15 protein-coding genes are annotated in these 16,708 nt (G+C 62.7%); 11 read left to right on the top strand and 4 right to left on the bottom strand.

Features of this window, described 5'->3' with window-relative positions:
* Positions 1–105: 105 nt before the first annotated feature.
* Together ilvD and RPG13_RS22835 are read left to right on the top strand one after the other, a co-directional pair.
* Complete coding sequence (gene ilvD / locus RPG13_RS22840) at positions 106–1,830, top strand: dihydroxy-acid dehydratase (RefSeq protein ID WP_337126054.1); 1,725 nt, start codon at positions 106–108, stop codon at positions 1,828–1,830.
* On the top strand, positions 1,817–2,653 hold the full coding sequence (locus RPG13_RS22835; protein WP_126106211.1) for a tetratricopeptide repeat protein: 837 nt from the start codon (positions 1,817–1,819) through the stop codon (positions 2,651–2,653). Before ilvD ends, RPG13_RS22835 begins: the two co-directional genes overlap by 14 nt.
* A gap of 260 nt (positions 2,654–2,913) precedes the next feature.
* Here the strand turns inward: RPG13_RS22835 and RPG13_RS22830 are convergent, their stop codons facing one another.
* From RPG13_RS22830 to erpA, 4 genes are all read right to left on the bottom strand, one after another.
* On the bottom strand, positions 2,914–3,207 hold the full coding sequence (locus RPG13_RS22830) for a hypothetical protein (protein WP_126106212.1): 294 nt from the start codon (positions 3,205–3,207) through the stop codon (positions 2,914–2,916).
* Positions 3,208–3,306: 99 nt separating this feature from the next.
* The gene (gene xth / locus RPG13_RS22825; RefSeq protein ID WP_337126053.1) at positions 3,307–4,101 is read right to left on the bottom strand and encodes an exodeoxyribonuclease III; all 795 of its coding nucleotides are present in this window, start codon (positions 4,099–4,101) and stop codon (positions 3,307–3,309) included.
* A gap of 7 nt (positions 4,102–4,108) precedes the next feature.
* Positions 4,109–4,501, bottom strand: coding sequence for a VOC family protein (locus RPG13_RS22820; RefSeq protein ID WP_337126052.1), 393 nt, complete (start codon positions 4,499–4,501; stop codon positions 4,109–4,111).
* A gap of 2 nt (positions 4,502–4,503) precedes the next feature.
* Positions 4,504–4,851: an iron-sulfur cluster insertion protein ErpA gene (erpA, locus tag RPG13_RS22815; RefSeq protein WP_337126051.1), complete on the bottom strand. Its 348-nt coding sequence runs from the start codon at positions 4,849–4,851 to the stop codon at positions 4,504–4,506.
* Positions 4,852–4,924: 73 nt separating this feature from the next.
* Here erpA and RPG13_RS22810 point away from each other — a divergent pair, with 73 nt between their 5' ends.
* The 9 genes from RPG13_RS22810 (at position 4,925) to tatC (ending at position 16,622) form a co-directional block, all read left to right on the top strand.
* On the top strand, positions 4,925–6,139 hold the full coding sequence (locus RPG13_RS22810; RefSeq protein WP_337127046.1) for a deoxyguanosinetriphosphate triphosphohydrolase: 1,215 nt from the start codon (positions 4,925–4,927) through the stop codon (positions 6,137–6,139).
* A 61-nt stretch (positions 6,140–6,200) separates the two neighbouring features.
* A complete protein-coding gene (argS, locus tag RPG13_RS22805) occupies positions 6,201–7,958 on the top strand; it encodes an arginine--tRNA ligase (RefSeq protein WP_292500150.1) in 1,758 nt (585 codons plus the stop codon).
* Between the two features lie 103 nt (positions 7,959–8,061).
* The gene (locus tag RPG13_RS22800; RefSeq protein ID WP_337126050.1) at positions 8,062–11,751 is read left to right on the top strand and encodes an SPOR domain-containing protein; all 3,690 of its coding nucleotides are present in this window, start codon (positions 8,062–8,064) and stop codon (positions 11,749–11,751) included.
* Between the two features lie 180 nt (positions 11,752–11,931).
* Complete coding sequence (gene nagZ / locus RPG13_RS22795; RefSeq protein ID WP_337126049.1) at positions 11,932–12,951, top strand: beta-N-acetylhexosaminidase; 1,020 nt, start codon at positions 11,932–11,934, stop codon at positions 12,949–12,951.
* A 127-nt stretch (positions 12,952–13,078) separates the two neighbouring features.
* A complete protein-coding gene (locus RPG13_RS22790) occupies positions 13,079–13,879 on the top strand; it encodes a segregation and condensation protein A (RefSeq protein ID WP_337127045.1) in 801 nt (266 codons plus the stop codon).
* Positions 13,876–14,655, top strand: a complete 780-nt coding sequence (gene scpB, locus RPG13_RS22785) for an SMC-Scp complex subunit ScpB (protein WP_095485468.1) — start codon at positions 13,876–13,878, stop codon at positions 14,653–14,655. The genes RPG13_RS22790 and scpB overlap by 4 nt, the downstream gene beginning before the upstream one ends.
* A gap of 178 nt (positions 14,656–14,833) precedes the next feature.
* The gene (locus RPG13_RS22780) at positions 14,834–15,055 is read left to right on the top strand and encodes a twin-arginine translocase TatA/TatE family subunit (RefSeq protein WP_013895102.1); all 222 of its coding nucleotides are present in this window, start codon (positions 14,834–14,836) and stop codon (positions 15,053–15,055) included.
* 29 nt (positions 15,056–15,084) lie between these two features.
* Positions 15,085–15,768 (top strand): Sec-independent protein translocase protein TatB, encoded by a 684-nt coding sequence (gene tatB, locus RPG13_RS22775; RefSeq protein WP_337126048.1) that lies wholly within the window; start codon positions 15,085–15,087, stop codon positions 15,766–15,768.
* A 44-nt stretch (positions 15,769–15,812) separates the two neighbouring features.
* Positions 15,813–16,622 (top strand): twin-arginine translocase subunit TatC, encoded by an 810-nt coding sequence (gene tatC, locus RPG13_RS22770; RefSeq protein ID WP_292626591.1) that lies wholly within the window; start codon positions 15,813–15,815, stop codon positions 16,620–16,622.
* The last annotated feature ends 86 nt before the right edge of the window (positions 16,623–16,708 follow it).

Genomic DNA, 16,708 nt, shown 5'->3' with positions numbered 1-16,708 from the left:
GCCCATTTCCCGCCATAAACCCGGCGCACCTCGGATTTGTCTCGGGACACGTGCCAACAGGCTCGGCAATGGGGCAGGGCCGCATCGCCCGCGGCAAGGACGAGTATGGACGACAGAGTCATCTCCAAGGCCAAGCTGCCCAGCCGCCATGTGACCGTCGGTCCGGCGCGTGCGCCGCACCGCTCCTATCTCTATGCGATGGGGTTGTCGGCGGCCGAGATTGCGCAGCCGCTGGTCGGCGTCGCGAGCTGCTGGAATGAGGCGGCCCCCTGCAACATCTCGCTGATGCGCCAGGCGCAGGTGGTCAAGAAGGGCGTCGCCGCGGCTAACGGCACGCCGCGCGAATTCTGCACCATCACCGTCACCGACGGCATCGCCATGGGCCATCAGGGCATGAAATCGTCGCTGGTATCGCGCGAGGTCATCGCCGATTCGGTGGAACTCACCATGCGCGGCCATTGCTACGACGCTCTGGTCGGCCTTGCCGGCTGCGACAAGTCGCTGCCCGGCATGATGATGGCCATGGTGCGGCTCAACGTGCCGTCGATCTTCATCTATGGCGGCTCGATCCTGCCCGGTTCCTACAAGGGCCGGCAAATCACTATCCAGGACGTGTTCGAGGCCGTCGGCCAGCACTCGGTCGGCACCATCGATGACGCCGAACTCCTCGAAATCGAACAGGCCGCTTGTCCGTCGGCCGGCTCTTGCGGTGCCCAATTCACCGCCAACACCATGGCCACCGTCGCCGAGGCCATCGGCCTGGCGCTGCCCTATTCCTGCGGGGCGCCGGCGCCCTACGAGATGCGCGACCGCTTCAATTTTGCCTCCGGCGAAAAGATCATGGAGCTGATCGCAAAGAATATCCGCCCGCGCGACATCGTCACGCTGAAGGCGCTGGAGAATGCGGCAACTGTGGTTTCGGCCACCGGCGGCTCGACCAACGCAGCGCTGCATTTGCCGGCGATCGCGCATGAGGCGGGGATTAAGTTCGACCTCTTCGACGTGGCCAGGATCTTCGAGAAGACGCCCTACATCGCCGACCTGAAGCCGGGTGGCAAATATGTAGCCAAGGACATGTTCGAGGCCGGCGGTATTCCGCTCTTGATGAAGACGTTGCTCGACCACGGCTATCTGCATGGCGACTGCCTGACGGTGACCGGCCGCACTTTAGCCGAAAATATGGAGCATGTAGCCTGGAATGATAGCCAGGATGTGGTCCGTCCCGCCAACCGACCAATCACCCAAACGGGTGGTGTCGTGGGCTTGAAGGGAAACCTTGCCCCCGAAGGCGCGATCGTGAAGGTCGCGGGCATGTCGGAGCTGAAATTCTCTGGTCCGGCGCGCTGCTTCGATTCGGAAGAGGAATGTTTCCAGGCGGTTACGGATCGCAGCTACAGCGAGGGCGAGGTTCTCGTCATCCGCTACGAGGGGCCGCGCGGCGGTCCGGGCATGCGGGAAATGCTATCGACGACGGCTGCTCTCTATGGCCAGGGCATGGGCGGCAAGGTGGCTCTCATCACCGATGGACGCTTTTCGGGCGCGACACGCGGTTTCTGCATCGGCCATGTCGGGCCGGAAGCTGCCGTGGGTGGTCCGATCGGGCTGCTCAGGGATGGCGATTTGATCTCGATCGACGCGGTGAACGGCACGATCGAGGTTGATCTGTCCGATACCGAATTGGCGGCAAGGGCAAAGGCATGGAAGGCGCGCGCGACCGACTATCAGTCGGGCGCGATCTGGAAATATGCACAAACGGTTGGGCCAGCCCGCGACGGCGCGGTCACCCATCCCGGTGGTGCGAAAGAAACACATTGTTATGCGGATATCTGAGTTGCTGAGGTCGTCTGTCTTTTCGGCACTGGTCGCGATCGCCACTTTTGGCGCGACCTTGGGCGCCGCGGGCCAGGCCGTGGCCTTCGATGATAAGGTGTTCGACGACAAGACCGGCGTGAAGCCGCAGTCGAGCCCGTGGGCGGTGTTCCAGTTCGGCTTCTCTGCCTACAAGAACGGCCGCAAGGAGCAGGCCGCGGAAGCTTACAAATACGCGGCCGAAAATGGCCAGATCGGCGCCACCTGGAAGCTTGCGCGCATGTATGCCGAGGGTGACGGCGTGGAGCGCGACGATTACGCGGCATTCAAGTTCTTCTCAGAGATCGTTGACCAGGACGTTGAGCCCGGCTCGCCGGAAGAGAGCTATGTATCGGATGCGCTCGTGGCGCTCGGCGATTATTTGAGGAAGGGCATCCCCGGCAGCCCCATCACAGAGAACGAGGTGGCGGCCCAGGAATATTACATGCGTGCCGCCGCCAACTACCGCAACCCGAATGCGCAGTTCGAGATGGGCCAGATCTTTCTGAACGGCAAGGGCGGCGTCAAGGCCAGCATCAAGCAGGCCGGACGCTGGTTCCAGCTCGCTGCGGAAAAGGGCCATGCCGGTGCGCAGGCGACGCTCGGCAACCTGCTCTTCCAGAGCGGCAAGATCGTTCGGGGACTGGCAATGATGACCGCGGCACTTGAACGGGCCTCACCTTCCGACCAGCCATGGATACGCGGCATGCAGGAAGAGGCGTTCGCTGCGGCGGGCGAGGCCGACCGCCGTACTGCGATTTCGCTGGCCGATGACATCCTCACCAAGGGCGGCAGCGACCAATAGGATTGGCGCTCGCTGAGGACTGAACTGGAACTCTTTAGAGTGGCGAATTCAGCTTTCGAAGCTTTGCGCCGCCCCTCATCCGCCTGCCGGCAGCTTCTCCCCGTATAGTGACGGGGAGAAGGGCGCTTGCTGCAGCCTTGGCGCACTTTCTGCAATGCTGGTGATTGGCGAAATCAGTGATGACAGCGTCTTTCTCCCCGTCACTATACGGGGAGAAATGCCCGGCAGGGCAATGAGGGGCGGCGCCGGCCGCGTAAAAATCAGTTCTCGATGGGCTCCGCCGGCACCGGGCTTGGCGCCGGTGTCGAGATTGGCGTGGCGTGCGGACGCGGCGTCGTATTTTCCGGACAATCGTCCCGAATCTTTGTCCACGACGTGTTGTTGAGAACCATGTCGCAACGGGCGAGGTGGCTCTGGCCGGAAAGCGTCAGGCAGGCGACCTGGCCGATCTGGAATGATTTTCCGTTGGCCAGGCATTCCGCGTCGGCAAAAGCCGGGTTCGCCGCGAGGGCGAGCGCCGCAGCACATGGGCAAAGCGCAAACCTGATCGTCATCCTGAATCCCAGCCGAACCCGAATTGCAGCGGAACCCCGGATTGTGGCGATATGACGGTCTATCGGCCGGGAATCCGGGCGATCCGAACCTCGAAATGATCAGATTGGCGCAAAAGCCAGCTCGACGGCCACCGGCACGTGGTCGGAGGGTTTTTCCCAGGCGCGCACGTGCTTTTCGATCGAGGCTGAGGAAAAGCGGTTGGCGGCTTCGGGCGAAAGCAGCAAGTGATCGATCCGGATGCCGTTGTTCTTCTGCCACGCGCCGGCCTGATAGTCCCAGAATGTGTAGGTGTCCGGCGCGTCGGTGACCGCGCGCACGGCTTCGGTGAAGCCGAGATTCTTCAGCCGCCGGAACGCCTGCCTCGTCTGCGGCTGGAACAGCGCATCGCCCAGCCAGTTCTCCGGGAATTTCGCGTCGATGAATTCGGGGATGACATTGTAGTCCCCGGCCAGCACCAGCGCCTCTTCGAGCGAGAGCCGTTCCTCGGCCCAGCGCTCCAGCCGCGCCATCCAGGACAGTTTGTAGGAGAACTTGTTCTCGTCATCGATTGGGTTGCCGTTCGGCAAATAGAGCGAGGCAACGCGCAACGCGCCCTTGTCGGTTGAGAACACGCCCTCGATGAAACGCGCCTGCTCGTCGGCATCGTCGCCAGGCAGGCCTCTGATAACCTCGTCGAAGCGCAGCTTCGACAGGATGGCGACACCGTTAAAGCCCTTTTGGCCATGGGTTTCGACGTTGTAGCCAAGCGCCTCGATCTCGGCGCGCGGAAACTGCTCGTCGACCGTCTTGATCTCCTGCAGGCAGGCGATATCAGGCGCGCTCTCCGTCAGCCAATGGGTCAGATTGCCGATGCGGGCCCGAACGCCGTTGATGTTCCAGGTGACGATTTTCATGGCGGCCTCATTGCTGTTCCGGCGGATGACGTTCGACGAGGCCGATCGTATTGCCTGCCGGGTCCTTTAGGAAGGCCATCCATTCGCTTTCCCCCGCCGGCCCGAACAGGCCTTCGGTATCGCGATAGACGAGCATCGGCGGCGCAGTGAAGGGGACACCGGCGGCTTTTGCCGAGGCGTGGAAATCGTCGAGGTCTGATATATCGAGATAGACGGTGCCGGCCGGCAGGCCATCGGTGAACAGCAGCCGCACGTCGCCGGCCATGATGAAGGCGATGCCGGGCGGATCGAAGCGCACGTGGACCGCCATGCCGAGCACGTCGTGCCAGAACGCCAGCGTTGCATCGAGATCGCGTCCGGCTGAAAGCGCGACCTGACGGACCGCGCCGATGGCAGGCATTTCTAAATACTGAAGCTGGTGCCGCAGCCGCACGAGGCGACCGCATTCGGGTTCCTGATCTGGAACGACTGACCCATCAGATCGTCGACGAAATCGATCACCGAGCCGCCCATATAGACCAGCGAGAGGTCGTCGATCAGCACGGTGGCGCCGCCTTTCTCAATCGCGACGTCGTCATCGTTGCGCGTATCGACCAGATCGAACTTGTAGGAAAAGCCGGAGCAGCCGCCGCCCTCGACCGAAACGCGCAGCGCCTTCTTGCCGGCTTCGCCAGATACAATCTTGGCGATCCGCCTGGCGGCGGCGTCGGTCATCTCGACTTTCATGGCAGTCTTGGCATCAGCGCCCATGGGCGTCACCTTGCTTTCGGTTTCACATGATAGGTATGAAGCGCGAGTGGGCAAGTCAACTGCGGTATCGGCGATGACCAACGAGTTGGGCGACATCGGGTTCGGCTATCGGCCGCGCGCAGCCTATGCCTGCGATCCGGCGAAGTCGCGCGGGCGCCTGTTCGACGAGGTGGAGAGCCCGACCCGCACGCCGTTCCAGCGCGACCGCGACCGCATCATCCATTCGACGGCGTTCCGCCGGCTAAAGCACAAGACGCAGGTGTTCGTCGCGCATGAGGGTGACCATTACCGCACCCGGCTGACCCATTCGATCGAGGTCGCGCAGATTGCGCGCGCCTTGGCGCGGGCGCTGCGCGGCGATGAGGATCTGGCCGAGGCGGTGGCGCTGGTGCACGATTTCGGCCACACGCCCTTCGGCCACACCGGCGAGGACGCGCTGAACGAGAAGATGGCCGGATGGGGCGGCTTCGACCACAATGCGCAATCGCTGCGCGTGGTGACGCGGCTGGAGAGCCGCTACGCCGAGTTCGACGGGCTTAACCTTACCTGGGAAACGCTGGAGGGATTGGTCAAGCACAACGGACCGCTGACCGACGCCAGGGGAAAGGGCCTGAAGGGGCCGGTGCCGCAAGCGATCCGCGACTATTCGGAGTTGCACGACCTCGAACTCGACCGCTTCGCCGGCATCGAGGCGCAATGCGCGGCGATCGCCGACGACATCGCCTACAACACCCATGACATCGACGACGGCCTGAGATCAGGCCTCCTGACACTGGACATGCTGGAAAAGATCTCTTTGCCGGGATCGATCCTCGAAGGCGTGCGCCAGCGCTATCCGGCGCTGGACGATGTGAGGACAGGGCACGAACTGATGCGACGGCAGATCACGATGATGGTCGAGGATGTCATCGTGTCGACAACCGCGAACCTTGCGCGCATCAAGCCGGAGAGCGCCGACGCGGTGAGGGCGGCAGGCGAGACGATGGTGACCTTTTCCGCCGAAATGGCCGCGTCGGAAAAGGAATTGAAGGCCTTTCTCTACAAGCATCTCTACCGGCACAGAGAGGTCATGCGCGTGCGCACCGAGGCCGAGCAGATCGTCAAGGACCTGTTCGAGGTCTATTTCGCCGATCCGCGCGCCATGCCCGATGGCTGGCGCGAAGGGCTCGACCGGGCCGACGATCGCATCAAGGCGCGCAGCGTTGCCGATTTCCTGGCGGGCATGACGGATACCTACGCTTTGAAAGAACACCGCCGTTTGTTTGACCATACGCCTGAATTGAGCTAGGGCGGGCTCGATTTTGCCGGCCAATGAGCCGGATCCCTGCAAAGCCGCCAGAGCCACACCAATGAACATCTTCGCCGATTTCAACGCGCGAATCACCAGAGCTGTCGAAGCGCTTGATTTGAAAGACAAGGACGGCGGTACGCTGGACCTATCGCGCATCGCCGTCGAGCCGCCGCGCGACGCCAGCCATGGCGACTTGGCGACCAATGCGGCAATGGTGCTGGCCAAGCCGACCGGCCAGTCGCCACGTGCTCTGGCTGAAAGGTTGGCGCAGGCGCTGCGCGCCGACACCGACATTGCCGCCGCCGAAATTGCCGGTCCGGGCTTCGTCAACCTCAGGCTGAAGGATGCGTTCTGGCAGGTGCATCTGACCGCGCTGCTCGGCGAAGGCCGCAACTACGGCCGCTCGACGGTTGGCGGCGGCAGGAAGGCCAATGTCGAATATGTCTCGGCCAACCCGACCGGACCGATGCATGTCGGCCATTGCCGCGGCGCCGTGGTTGGTGATGCGCTCGCCAATCTGATGGCTTTCGCCGGTTATGACGTGACCAAGGAGTATGTCATCAACGACGCTGGTTCGCAGATCGACGTGCTTGGCCGCTCGGTCATGCTGCGCTACCGCGAGGCGCTTGGCGACGAGATCGGCGAGATTCCGGCCGGGCTTTATCCGGGCGATTATCTTGTACCGGTCGGCCAGGCTCTGGCAGGCGAATTTGGCCGCTCCTTGTTGCAGATGCCGGACGAGGAAGCGCTTGCCATCGTCAAGGACAGGACGATCGATGCGATGATGGCGATGATCCGTGAGGATCTGGCGCTGCTCAACGTGCATCACGACGTCTTTTTCTCGGAGCGCACGCTGCATGCGGACAACGCCCGGAAAATCCGCTCGGCGATCAACGACCTGACGCTCAAGGGCCATATCTACAAAGGCAAGCTGCCGCCACCCAAGGGCGAGAAGCCGGACGATTGGGAGGATCGCGAGCAGACGCTGTTCCGCTCGACAGCGGTCGGCGACGACATGGACCGGGCGCTCGTCAAGTCTGACGGCACCTTCACCTATTTCGCGGCGGACGTCGCCTATTTGAAGGACAAGGTCGATCGCGGTTTCGTCGAGTTGATCTATGTGCTCGGCGCAGATCATGGCGGCTATGTGAAGCGCCTGGAAGCGCTCGCCCGGGCGATCGCCGGCGACGAGGTGAAACTTACCGTGCTGCTTTGCCAGCTGGTGAGGCTTTTTCGCGAAGGCGAGCCAGTGCGCATGTCGAAGCGGTCGGGTGAATTCGTGACGCTGCGCGAAGTGGTGGAGGAAGTCGGCCGCGATCCGATCCGCTTCATGATGCTCTACCGCAAGAACGATGCGCCGCTCGATTTCGACTTCGCCAAGGTGACCGAGCAATCGAAGGACAATCCGGTGTTCTACGTGCAGTACGCCTCGGCGCGCTGCCATTCGGTGTTCCGGCAAGCGAGCGAGCAGTTGGGCGAGGCCAATTTCGACCGCAGTCGGCTGGCCGCCGCCACCGCCTTGCTGACCGACGAAGGCGAGATCGGCCTGATCAGGAAGCTTGCGGAATATCCGCGGCTGATCGAATCCGCGGCCCTTGCGCTCGAGCCGCACCGGCTGGCATTCTACCTCTACGATCTCGCCTCCAGCTTCCACGGACATTGGAACCGCGGCACCGAAAATCCGGACTTACGTTTTGTTAAGGTTAACGACCGACAATTGACGCATGCCAGACTAGGGCTGGTGCAGGCTGTTTCGGACGTTTTGACGTCCGGCCTGACGCTGATCGGAGCCGATGCGCCCACCGAAATGCGTTAGGTTTGACTAAAAAACCTGTCACCTTTTGCCCACATTGCGCTGGTAAGGGCCAACCCTACGCGACGTCCATGGCGTCCGAATGAGTGCGAGTTCGGGAACAATAATGGCAGACAGAACCCAGCTGAGAGCAGCCGCCCAAAACGATATCGCCGACGATGATCCCTTCGCGGAACTGACCAGGATCATGGGGTTCGACCCGCGCCAGCCGGTCAAGCCGAAGGCGGCTCCCGTCACCCAGCCGGTGGACGACGGCGATTTCGACATCGACCTCGAGAAGGAGTTGATGGGCGAATTCGGCGCCGACGATAATGACAGCGCCGCCGAGGTTCGCGAGCCGGTTTTCGATGCCACTGACGCGGTGGACGACGAGCTTGGGGACGACGAGCTTGCCGCGTCGCTCGAACAGGATTTCCTGCTGGACGACGAAGCGGCGGATGAGGCTGCCCATGCCGTTGCTGCCGACGACATGCGTTCTGGTGTTGCCGAAGCATCCGCGCCGGCTGTTGAAGCTGCTTTCGATGACGATTTCGACGATGCACTCGCCAGCTCGCTCGAAGATGTGTCGCCATTCGAAGACGATTTGGCGATGGACGACAAGATTGGGGACGTCGAGCTCGGGGACGACGAGCTTACCGCCTCGCTCGAACCGGATTTCCTGCTCGACGACGATGCAACGGACGAGGCTGAACAGAATACTGCCGCCGTTTCCGCGCCGGTCGAACCCGCCTTCGATGAAGAATTCGACAACGCTGTCGCAAGCTCGCTCGAAGACGAGCTGATGCTGGACGAGCACGTGCCGATGGAGCAGGCGGCCGTTGCCGAAGTCTCCACACCGGCCGCCGAACCCGCCTTCGACGATGAGTTCGACAATGCCGTCGCAAGCTCGCTCGAAGACGAGCTGACGCTCGACGAATATGTTCCGACGGAGCACGCCGCCGCTGCCGAAGCCGCCGAAATCTCCGCGCCGGCCGCCGAGCCCGCCTTCGACGACGAATTCGACAATGCCGTCGCAAGCTCGCTCGAAGACGAGTTGATGCTCGACGAACATATGCCGTTAGAGCAGGCCGCTGTTGAAACTCCTGCTGCGCCTGTTCGAGCCGTTTCGGAAGAGTCCGAGGAGGACTTTGCCGGCCATTTCGACGACGCCATGGCCGATGTCGATATGGATTTCGACGTTCGCACGGATGAACCAGTCGAAATTGACGCGCCCGAAATTGACGGACCGGAGGCTATCGCCGCCAAGGACGAGCCGTCCGCCACGACCCTGGAAGACGCGTTCGACGCCGATTTCGATTTGAGTTTCGAGGACGCGCTTGCCGAGAAAGCCGAAGAGCCGGTTGCGCCGGCCTCCGGCGTTGCAGCCCAGCCGACGGCGCCAACCGCTATCGCTGATGAGCGGAGCCTCGAAGACGAGTTGAACGCGCTGTTGGGCACCATGAGCACACGGACTGCCCCCGTGGCGGCGTCCGCGGCCAACGAGCCACCCGTGGTTCAGCAGCCTGTGGCCGCAGCTGAAAAGGTCGCCGGCAAACCAACGGATACTGTCGACGAACTGGACTGGAGCCTTGACGAGCAAGACCTTTCGGAGCAGCCGGAGGATGGCGCGGTTCAAGCCGCCGATGCCGATCTCGACACCGTTCTCTTCGATGAGCTCGAGGGCCAGGATTTCGGCGCTGAAGATGCCGCCGGGCCGGCCGATGTCGATTTCGACGAGGATACATTGCATGCTGCCTTCGCCAAGGACATCGGTCTGGATCATGGCGACGACGATAACGTTGCGGCCGCCGCTCACCAGGAAGATCCGGATGATTCGCTCAACTGGATGGCGGCAAGCTCCGCTGCGCCGGCGCCGGCCCGTTCGTGGAGCCGCGTAACGCCGGTCGCACAGTCGCAGCCTGCCTTTGCAGCCCAGCCGACGGCCTCGGCGAGGACCACGGAAGTGGCCTCGGTGAAGACCGCGGAAACGACACCGCCAATGGCTGCGGCCCCCTCCTATCAGGACGACCTGGCCTATCAGGATGAGCCGGCCGAAGACGATGCCGCCAATGCGGCATCTGCGCCAGCGCAAAGCGAACAGTCTTCGGCGTATGACGAGATGCCCGATGTCGAGACGGTCGATGTGCCCGAGCGCGTCGTGGCGCTGGCGGACGACCTCGATATTCCGGACCTCGACTTCAATGAAGACGAACCGGCGGCGCCTGCTTATGACGATCTCGACACCGAGTTCGCCAGCCTTCTCACGGAAATGAATGCCGTGGACGTCGCTGCCGCCCCGGCGCGCAGCGCGGCGTATGACGACGAATCCTACAATGCCGGATTCCAGTCAGGGGCTGGGTTTCAGTCGGGGGCTGGGTTTCAGTCGGGGGCAGGGTTCCAGTCAGGCTATGAGCCCGACCGCGTTGAAACGCGGACCTATGCGGCGAGACCCGCAGAAGCGCCCGTCGGTGCGGCTTATGCCGATGCCGCTAGCGGCTTCGATCTGGGCGACTTGCCCTCCGGCCGGCCGGCTCCGCAGGCCGACGACTTTGGCTTAGACGAACTCGACTACGATCCCGAGCTGGATGAGGCCATGTCGGTTCCAGGCCTGGAGCAGGATACCGCGAGGCCCCGGCGCCGCGGCCTGCTGGTCGCCGCGGTTGTAGGCGCCGTGGCGATCGCCGGCGGTCTCGGCGCCTTCGCGCTGTCTGTCGGTGGCAACGGCGGCAACGACGCGCCGGTCATCGTCAAGGCGGACAACGCACCGATCAAGATCAGGCCTGAAAATCCGGGCGGCACCGTCGTGCCGAACCAGGAAAACAAGGTTTATGACGCCGTGGCCAAGGGTGGCGCGAAGCCTGCCGAACCGGTCCAGGAAAAACTGGTCACCAACGCCGAAGAGCCCGTGGACGTCACGGCCAAGGAGCCGCCGCAGAGCCGTGTGGTCGATCTTTCGCCCGACGACTTCGACGCGGCTGAAGGCGTTGATGCGGCCGGCGGCACGCAAGCGGCCGGCGGCACGCAAGCGGCCGGAAATGCCGACGTCGCCGCCGCGCCGACGCCCAAGTCCGAGGATCGTATTGCCCAGGTTCTGCAAGAGGCTGACAAAGGCATAGACCCCGATGTCGTCGCCGTCGCACCGCGCAAGGTGAGAACCATGGTCGTCAAATCAGATGGCTCACTGGTTGCGCGGGAGGATCCGGCGCCTGCGGTGGCGCAGGTGGCTGCCGTCGACCCTGTCGATCCGGCGCCGCAGCATGTGGCCCCGGCGGGTCAGGCCGGCGAAGCGGAGCAGACCGGCACGGTCCCGCCTGTTGCCGACCAGGCAAGTGGTAACTTACTGGGTGGTGACCAACTGGGTGGCGACCAGACCGAAACCGCTAGGCCGGAAACAGCCGAGCCGGCAGCCGCGCCCAAGGCTGAGGCCGAGGCCCAAACCGGCCAGCCTGCCAATACGCCGGCCACGGTTCCGGTGGCGCCGCAACGTCCGTCCGACCAGCCTGTCGACGTCGTCGGCGAGGTCAAGCCGGACCAGGTTGCGTCCATCAATCCGGCGGCGGCCTCGACCGGCGGTGGCTCGTGGTCGATGCAGATCGCCTCGCAGCCGACTGTCGAAAGCGCCCAGTCCAGCTATGCGGACCTGCAGCGCCGCTACGGCAGCGTGCTGGCTGGCCGCACCGCCAACATCGTCAAGGCCGAGATCGCCGGCAAGGGAACGTTCTACCGCGTCCGGGTGCCGGCGCAGTCGCGCAACGATGCGATCAACCTGTGCACCAGCTACAAGGCTGCCGGCGGCAACTGCTTCGTGTCGCGCTAGCCGTTTCAAATCTCCCGCCCTTGGGCGGAAAGAGCCGGCGCGGTCACAGACCGCGCCGGTTTTTTTATGTGGCCGGTTTTTTTATGTGGAAGGGAGATCTTTGTGGGAAGGGATTCTGGCTCAACCGCATGTGGCTCGATGCGATTCCCTTTGTTCGCGTGAAGCTCTAAACTCCTGTCCATGACCGAATCAAAATCCATGATCCTCGGCTGCGCCGGGAAATCGCTCACACGCGACGAAATCAAATTCTATCGCAATGAATGCCCGTGGGGATTCATCCTGTTTGCGCGCAACATCGGCGAGACCGAGCAGATCCGCGATCTGGTCGCCGCAATGCGCGACTGTATCGAGCGCCCGGACGCCCCGGTGTTCATCGATCAGGAAGGCGGCCGGGTGCAGCGCCTGCGGCCGCCGCTGGCGCCGAACTATCCGGCCGGTGGTGCGCTCGGCGCCTTGTGGCGCAACGACCACGACGCCGGCAACCGCGCCGCCTGGCTGATGGCGCGGCTGCATGCCTTCGATCTCTCGCGCTATGGCATCACAGCCGATTGCCTGCCGGTGCTCGACGTGCCGATCGAGGGCGCCAGCGACGTCATCGGCGCGCGCGCCTATGGCAAGGAGCCTCGTGCCGTCATCGAACTGGGTCGCGCCGCGGCTGAAGGGTTGATGTCGGGCGGCGTGCTGCCGGTCATGAAGCATATTCCGGGGCATGGACGGGCCTTTGCCGACACGCATTTCGAACTGCCGACCGTCGATGCCTCGATGAGCGACTTGCAGCGGCATGATTTCGCCCCGTTCAGGGAGCTCAATCATTTGCCGATGGCGATGACGGCGCATGTCGTCTACAGCGCGATCGACCCGAAGAACCCGGCCACGACGTCCGGCAAGGTCATCGATGAGATCATCCGCGGCGAAATCGGCTTCGACGGGCTGTTGATGAGCGACGACACCTCGATGAAGGCACTTTCTGGGGATTTCCCGACAAAGGCGGCCGCGATCCTTGCGGCGGGCTGCGATCTGGTCCTTCACTGCAACGGCGTTTTCGAGGAGATGGCCGGCATTGCGTCGCGCACAACAGGGCTTGAAGGCACGTCGCTGCGCCGCGCGCAACGGGCGCTGACCTATATCAAGAACCGCGATCGGGCTGATGAGACCGAGATACGCGCCGAATTCGCCACCTATTTCGATGCGGTGGCCTAGACCATGATCCCGAAAAGTGGGAGCCGGTTTTTCGGAACAGATCATGGTCAAACAAGAAGATAGAAGCAAAGGAAAGCGACAGTAGGTGGCGGAAACATTGGACAGTAAGGCCGGCAAGGCCGCACCGATGGACCGTCTGTGGGCCGAGAACGACGATTCGCGGCTGACCGGCGATCCTGCGTTGGTCGTTGACGTCGACGGGTTTGAAGGCCCGCTCGATCTTCTGCTGCATCTTGCCCGCAACCAGAAGGTCGATCTGTCGCGCATCTCGATTCTGGCGCTGGCCGAGCAATATCTGGCCTTCGTCGAGAAGGTGAGGGCGCTCAGGCTGGAGCTTGCCGCCGACTATCTGGTGATGGCGGCGTGGCTGGCGTTTCTCAAGTCGAAGCTTTTGATCCCCAAACAACCTGGAGACGACGGCGAAAGCGGCGAGGAGCTGGCAGCGGTGCTGCAATTCCGGTTGAAGCGGCTGGAAGCGATGCGCGACGCTGCGGCACGCCTGGTCAACCGCAACCGGCTCGGACGCGACGTGTTCGTCCGCGGCATGCCGGAAATGGTCATCGTCGAGAAACGCAACGCCTATTCGGCCTCGCTCTACGATCTGCTGACCGCCTATGCGCAGCAGCGCCAGAAACAGGCGATCACCAATGTGACCATCGCCAGGCGCGGTGTGTGGTCGCTCAAGGACGCGCGCGATATCCTGAACAGGCTGATCGGCTCGCTTCACGATTGGACAGCGCTGGACAGTTTCCTGGTCGAATATCTGACCGGCCCGGATGAGCGGCGTACCGCGATTGCCAGCTCGTTTGCGGCCACGCTGGAACTGGTGCGCGAAGGCAAAATGGAAATGCGGCAAGACGAGGTGTTCGCGCCGCTTTATCTGCGCAGCCGTGCGCAAGGCATCAGGGCAGTCGAGGTGGCATCATGAGTGAACGCGCCAACGCTTCGGTCATTCCGTTCAAGGTCGACGACGAGACCGAAGACGGCATGCTCGGCGAGACTCCGGCAGAAAATCAGGCGCAGAACTTTTCCCAGAATCCTGGCGAGCGGCTGCATATGGCGGAAGCCGTGCGCATGGCCGAGGCGATCGTTTTCGCCAGCGCCGAGCCGGTCAGCGAAAAGCAGCTTGCCGCGCGCCTGCCCGATGGCATCAACATTGCCGCGGCGATGGCCGAACTGCAGCAGATTTATGCGCGGCGCGGCGTCAATCTGGTGCGCGTCTCCGATGCCTGGGCGTTCCGCACTGCTGGCGACCTCGCTTTCCTGATGAGCCGCGACACAGTGCAGCAGAGGAAGCTTTCCCGCGCGGCGCTCGAAGTGCTGGCGATCATCGCCTATCACCAGCCGGTGACGCGCGCCGAGATCGAGGACATCAGAGGCGTCGAGACCTCGAAGGGCACGCTGGACACGCTGATGGAGACCGAATGGGTGAAGATGCGCGGTCGGCGCCGCACGCCCGGCCGTCCCGTCACCTACGGCACCACCGACATTTTCCTCGACCATTTCGCATTGGAGGAGATCCGCGATCTTCCCGGCATGGAGGAATTGAAGGGCGCCGGGCTGCTTTCGGGCCGCATGCCGTCGAATTTCTCCATTCCGCTGCCGCCGGCCGATCCGGATGCGCTGACCGACGACGAGGATCCGCTGACCGACATCGACCTCGAGGAACTCGGCCTGTTGACGCCGCGTGTCGAGGATGATTGACCGCAAACGACGCGCCGAAAGCCGTTGGTTTTCGGGGCTGCGCCGATTGGTAGCGGGCTACGGCGCCGAAAGTGCGTGACTTCGGCCACTCATTTATAAACTCTGTCGCGGTTGTGTTTGAATCCCGGCGCGAAAGCGCATAGATCATCGTCAGAGAAAACATTCGAGAGAGATTGTTATGGGTTCATTTTCGATTTGGCACTGGATGATCGTGCTGGTGATCGTGCTGCTGGTGTTTGGCCGTGGCAAGATACCCGAGCTGATGGGTGACATGGCCAAGGGCATCAAGAGCTTCAAGAAGGGCATGGCCGACGACGATGTTGCCGAGGACAAGCGCACCGTCGAACATCGTGCCGACGAAACCGTTTCGGCGGTGAAGGAAAAGGCCAGCAAGAGCTGAGCCCAAAACCTTAGTCGGAACGTATCGCCATGTTCGACATCGGCTGGACCGAGATGCTGGTGATCGCGATCGTCATGATCGTGGTCGTCGGGCCCAAGGATTTGCCCAACATGCTGCGCACCTTCGGGCGCACGACGACAAAGCTGCGCGGCATGGCAGCCGACTTCCAGAGACAGTTCAACGATGCGTTGAAGGAAGCCGAGCTCGACGACGTCAAGAAGTCGGTCGACTCACTCAGAAGCCTCAATCCGGCCGCCGAGATCAGGAAGCAGCTCAATCCGTTCGAGCAGGCGGCAGCCGATGTCCGTTCAGGCGTCGACGCGGTGATGAAGCCGAAGCCGGCCGTCGACCCGGTCACGCCAAGTGCTTCGACGCAGCAGGATACCGAGCTGAAGAATGGCGCGACGGTGCTGCCGGGCGTCAGTGCCCCGGAAGCGACGCCGGCGGCGCCGATCTTTCCGGTGATGACCGATGAGTCGGTGGTGCCGTCGCCTGTCGGGACGGCGACGCCGGCTGCACCGCAAAAGGCCTCGCCAGCGAAGAAGAAGCCTGAGCCAGCGAAAACGATGCCGGCCTCCAAGGCCGCAGCCAAGCCAGCGGCAGGAGCAAAACCTGCCGTGAAAAAGACCGCAGCTAAAAAGGCCGAGCCGAAGCCTGCACCGGTGAAGAAGCCGACTGCAGCCGCCAAAAAGACGGCGGGAGCCAGCAAGTGAGCGTTTCGGAAAAGGACGAGATCGATAAATCGGCCGCTCCGCTGATGGAGCATCTGATCGAATTGCGCCGGCGGCTGATGTGGTCGATCGGCGGGTTCTTCGTCGCCTTCCTGTTCTGCTTCTTTTTCGCCAAGCAACTGTTCAACCTGTTGGTCGTGCCGTTCAAATGGGCGACCCAATGGGCAGGGCTCGACCCGCACAAGGTTGAGCTGATCTACACGGCGCCGCAGGAATTCTTCTTCACCCAGGTGAAGCTGGCAATGTTCGGCGGCATGGTGATCGCCTTTCCGCTGATCGCCACGCAGATCTACAAATTCATCGCGCCCGGCCTCTACAAGAACGAACGCAACGCTTTCCTGCCGTTCCTGATCGCTTCGCCGATCCTGTTCCTGATGGGCGCGTCGCTGGTCTATTTCTTCTTCACGCCGATGGTGATGTGGTTCTTCCTCGCCATGCAGCAGGCCGGCACTGACGACCAAGTGCAGATTTCGTTGCTGCCGAAAGTGTCGGAATATCTCAGCCTGATCATGACGCTGATCTTTTCCTTCGGCCTGGTGTTCCAGTTGCCGGTGGTGACCAGCCTCATGGCGCGGGTCGGCATGCTGTCGTCGCAGGCGCTGGTCGAAAAGCGCAAATGGGCGATCGTCATCGCCTTCGTCGTCGCGGCTGTGCTGACACCGCCCGACCCGATAAGCCAGATCGGCCTCGCCATCCCAACGATCATTCTCTACGAGGTCTCAATCTGGTCGGCCCGGCTGATCGAGCGTAGCAAGGAACGGGAACGTCTGGCGCGCGAGAAGCAGGAGGCCGCGGAAGAGGTGGCCGAAAAGCCCGCGGACGCACCTTCGACATAGGCTGCTTTAGGCGGGTCAGCATTATCTTCAAAATTTGCGGGACAGCGCCCCCTCTGTCCTGCCGGACATCTCCCCCACAAGGAGGG

It is taken from the genome of Mesorhizobium sp. ISC15 (genome assembly GCF_037162615.1).
Taxonomy (GTDB): Bacteria; Pseudomonadota; Alphaproteobacteria; order Rhizobiales; family Rhizobiaceae; genus Mesorhizobium; species Mesorhizobium mediterraneum.
This window is presented reverse-complemented; position numbering and strand designations above follow the sequence as displayed.

What these genes read in the sequence shown, in the direction of transcription:
- ilvD (WP_337126054.1), top strand. Translation starts at nt 106, where the DNA reads ATGGACGACAGAGTCATCTCCAAGGCCAAGCTGCCCAGCCGCCATGTG.
- RPG13_RS22835 (WP_126106211.1), top strand. Translation starts at nt 1,817, where the DNA reads ATGCGGATATCTGAGTTGCTGAGGTCGTCTGTCTTTTCGGCACTGGTC.
- RPG13_RS22830 (WP_126106212.1), bottom strand. Translation starts at nt 3,207, where the DNA reads ATGACGATCAGGTTTGCGCTTTGCCCATGTGCTGCGGCGCTCGCCCTC.
- xth (WP_337126053.1), bottom strand. Translation starts at nt 4,101, where the DNA reads ATGAAAATCGTCACCTGGAACATCAACGGCGTTCGGGCCCGCATCGGC.
- RPG13_RS22820 (WP_337126052.1), bottom strand. Translation starts at nt 4,501, where the DNA reads ATGCCTGCCATCGGCGCGGTCCGTCAGGTCGCGCTTTCAGCCGGACGC.
- erpA (WP_337126051.1), bottom strand. Translation starts at nt 4,851, where the DNA reads ATGGGCGCTGATGCCAAGACTGCCATGAAAGTCGAGATGACCGACGCC.
- RPG13_RS22810 (WP_337127046.1), top strand. Translation starts at nt 4,925, where the DNA reads ATGACCAACGAGTTGGGCGACATCGGGTTCGGCTATCGGCCGCGCGCA.
- argS (WP_292500150.1), top strand. Translation starts at nt 6,201, where the DNA reads ATGAACATCTTCGCCGATTTCAACGCGCGAATCACCAGAGCTGTCGAA.
- RPG13_RS22800 (WP_337126050.1), top strand. Translation starts at nt 8,062, where the DNA reads ATGGCAGACAGAACCCAGCTGAGAGCAGCCGCCCAAAACGATATCGCC.
- nagZ (WP_337126049.1), top strand. Translation starts at nt 11,932, where the DNA reads ATGACCGAATCAAAATCCATGATCCTCGGCTGCGCCGGGAAATCGCTC.
- RPG13_RS22790 (WP_337127045.1), top strand. Translation starts at nt 13,079, where the DNA reads ATGGACCGTCTGTGGGCCGAGAACGACGATTCGCGGCTGACCGGCGAT.
- scpB (WP_095485468.1), top strand. Translation starts at nt 13,876, where the DNA reads ATGAGTGAACGCGCCAACGCTTCGGTCATTCCGTTCAAGGTCGACGAC.
- RPG13_RS22780 (WP_013895102.1), top strand. Translation starts at nt 14,834, where the DNA reads ATGGGTTCATTTTCGATTTGGCACTGGATGATCGTGCTGGTGATCGTG.
- tatB (WP_337126048.1), top strand. Translation starts at nt 15,085, where the DNA reads ATGTTCGACATCGGCTGGACCGAGATGCTGGTGATCGCGATCGTCATG.
- tatC (WP_292626591.1), top strand. Translation starts at nt 15,813, where the DNA reads ATGGAGCATCTGATCGAATTGCGCCGGCGGCTGATGTGGTCGATCGGC.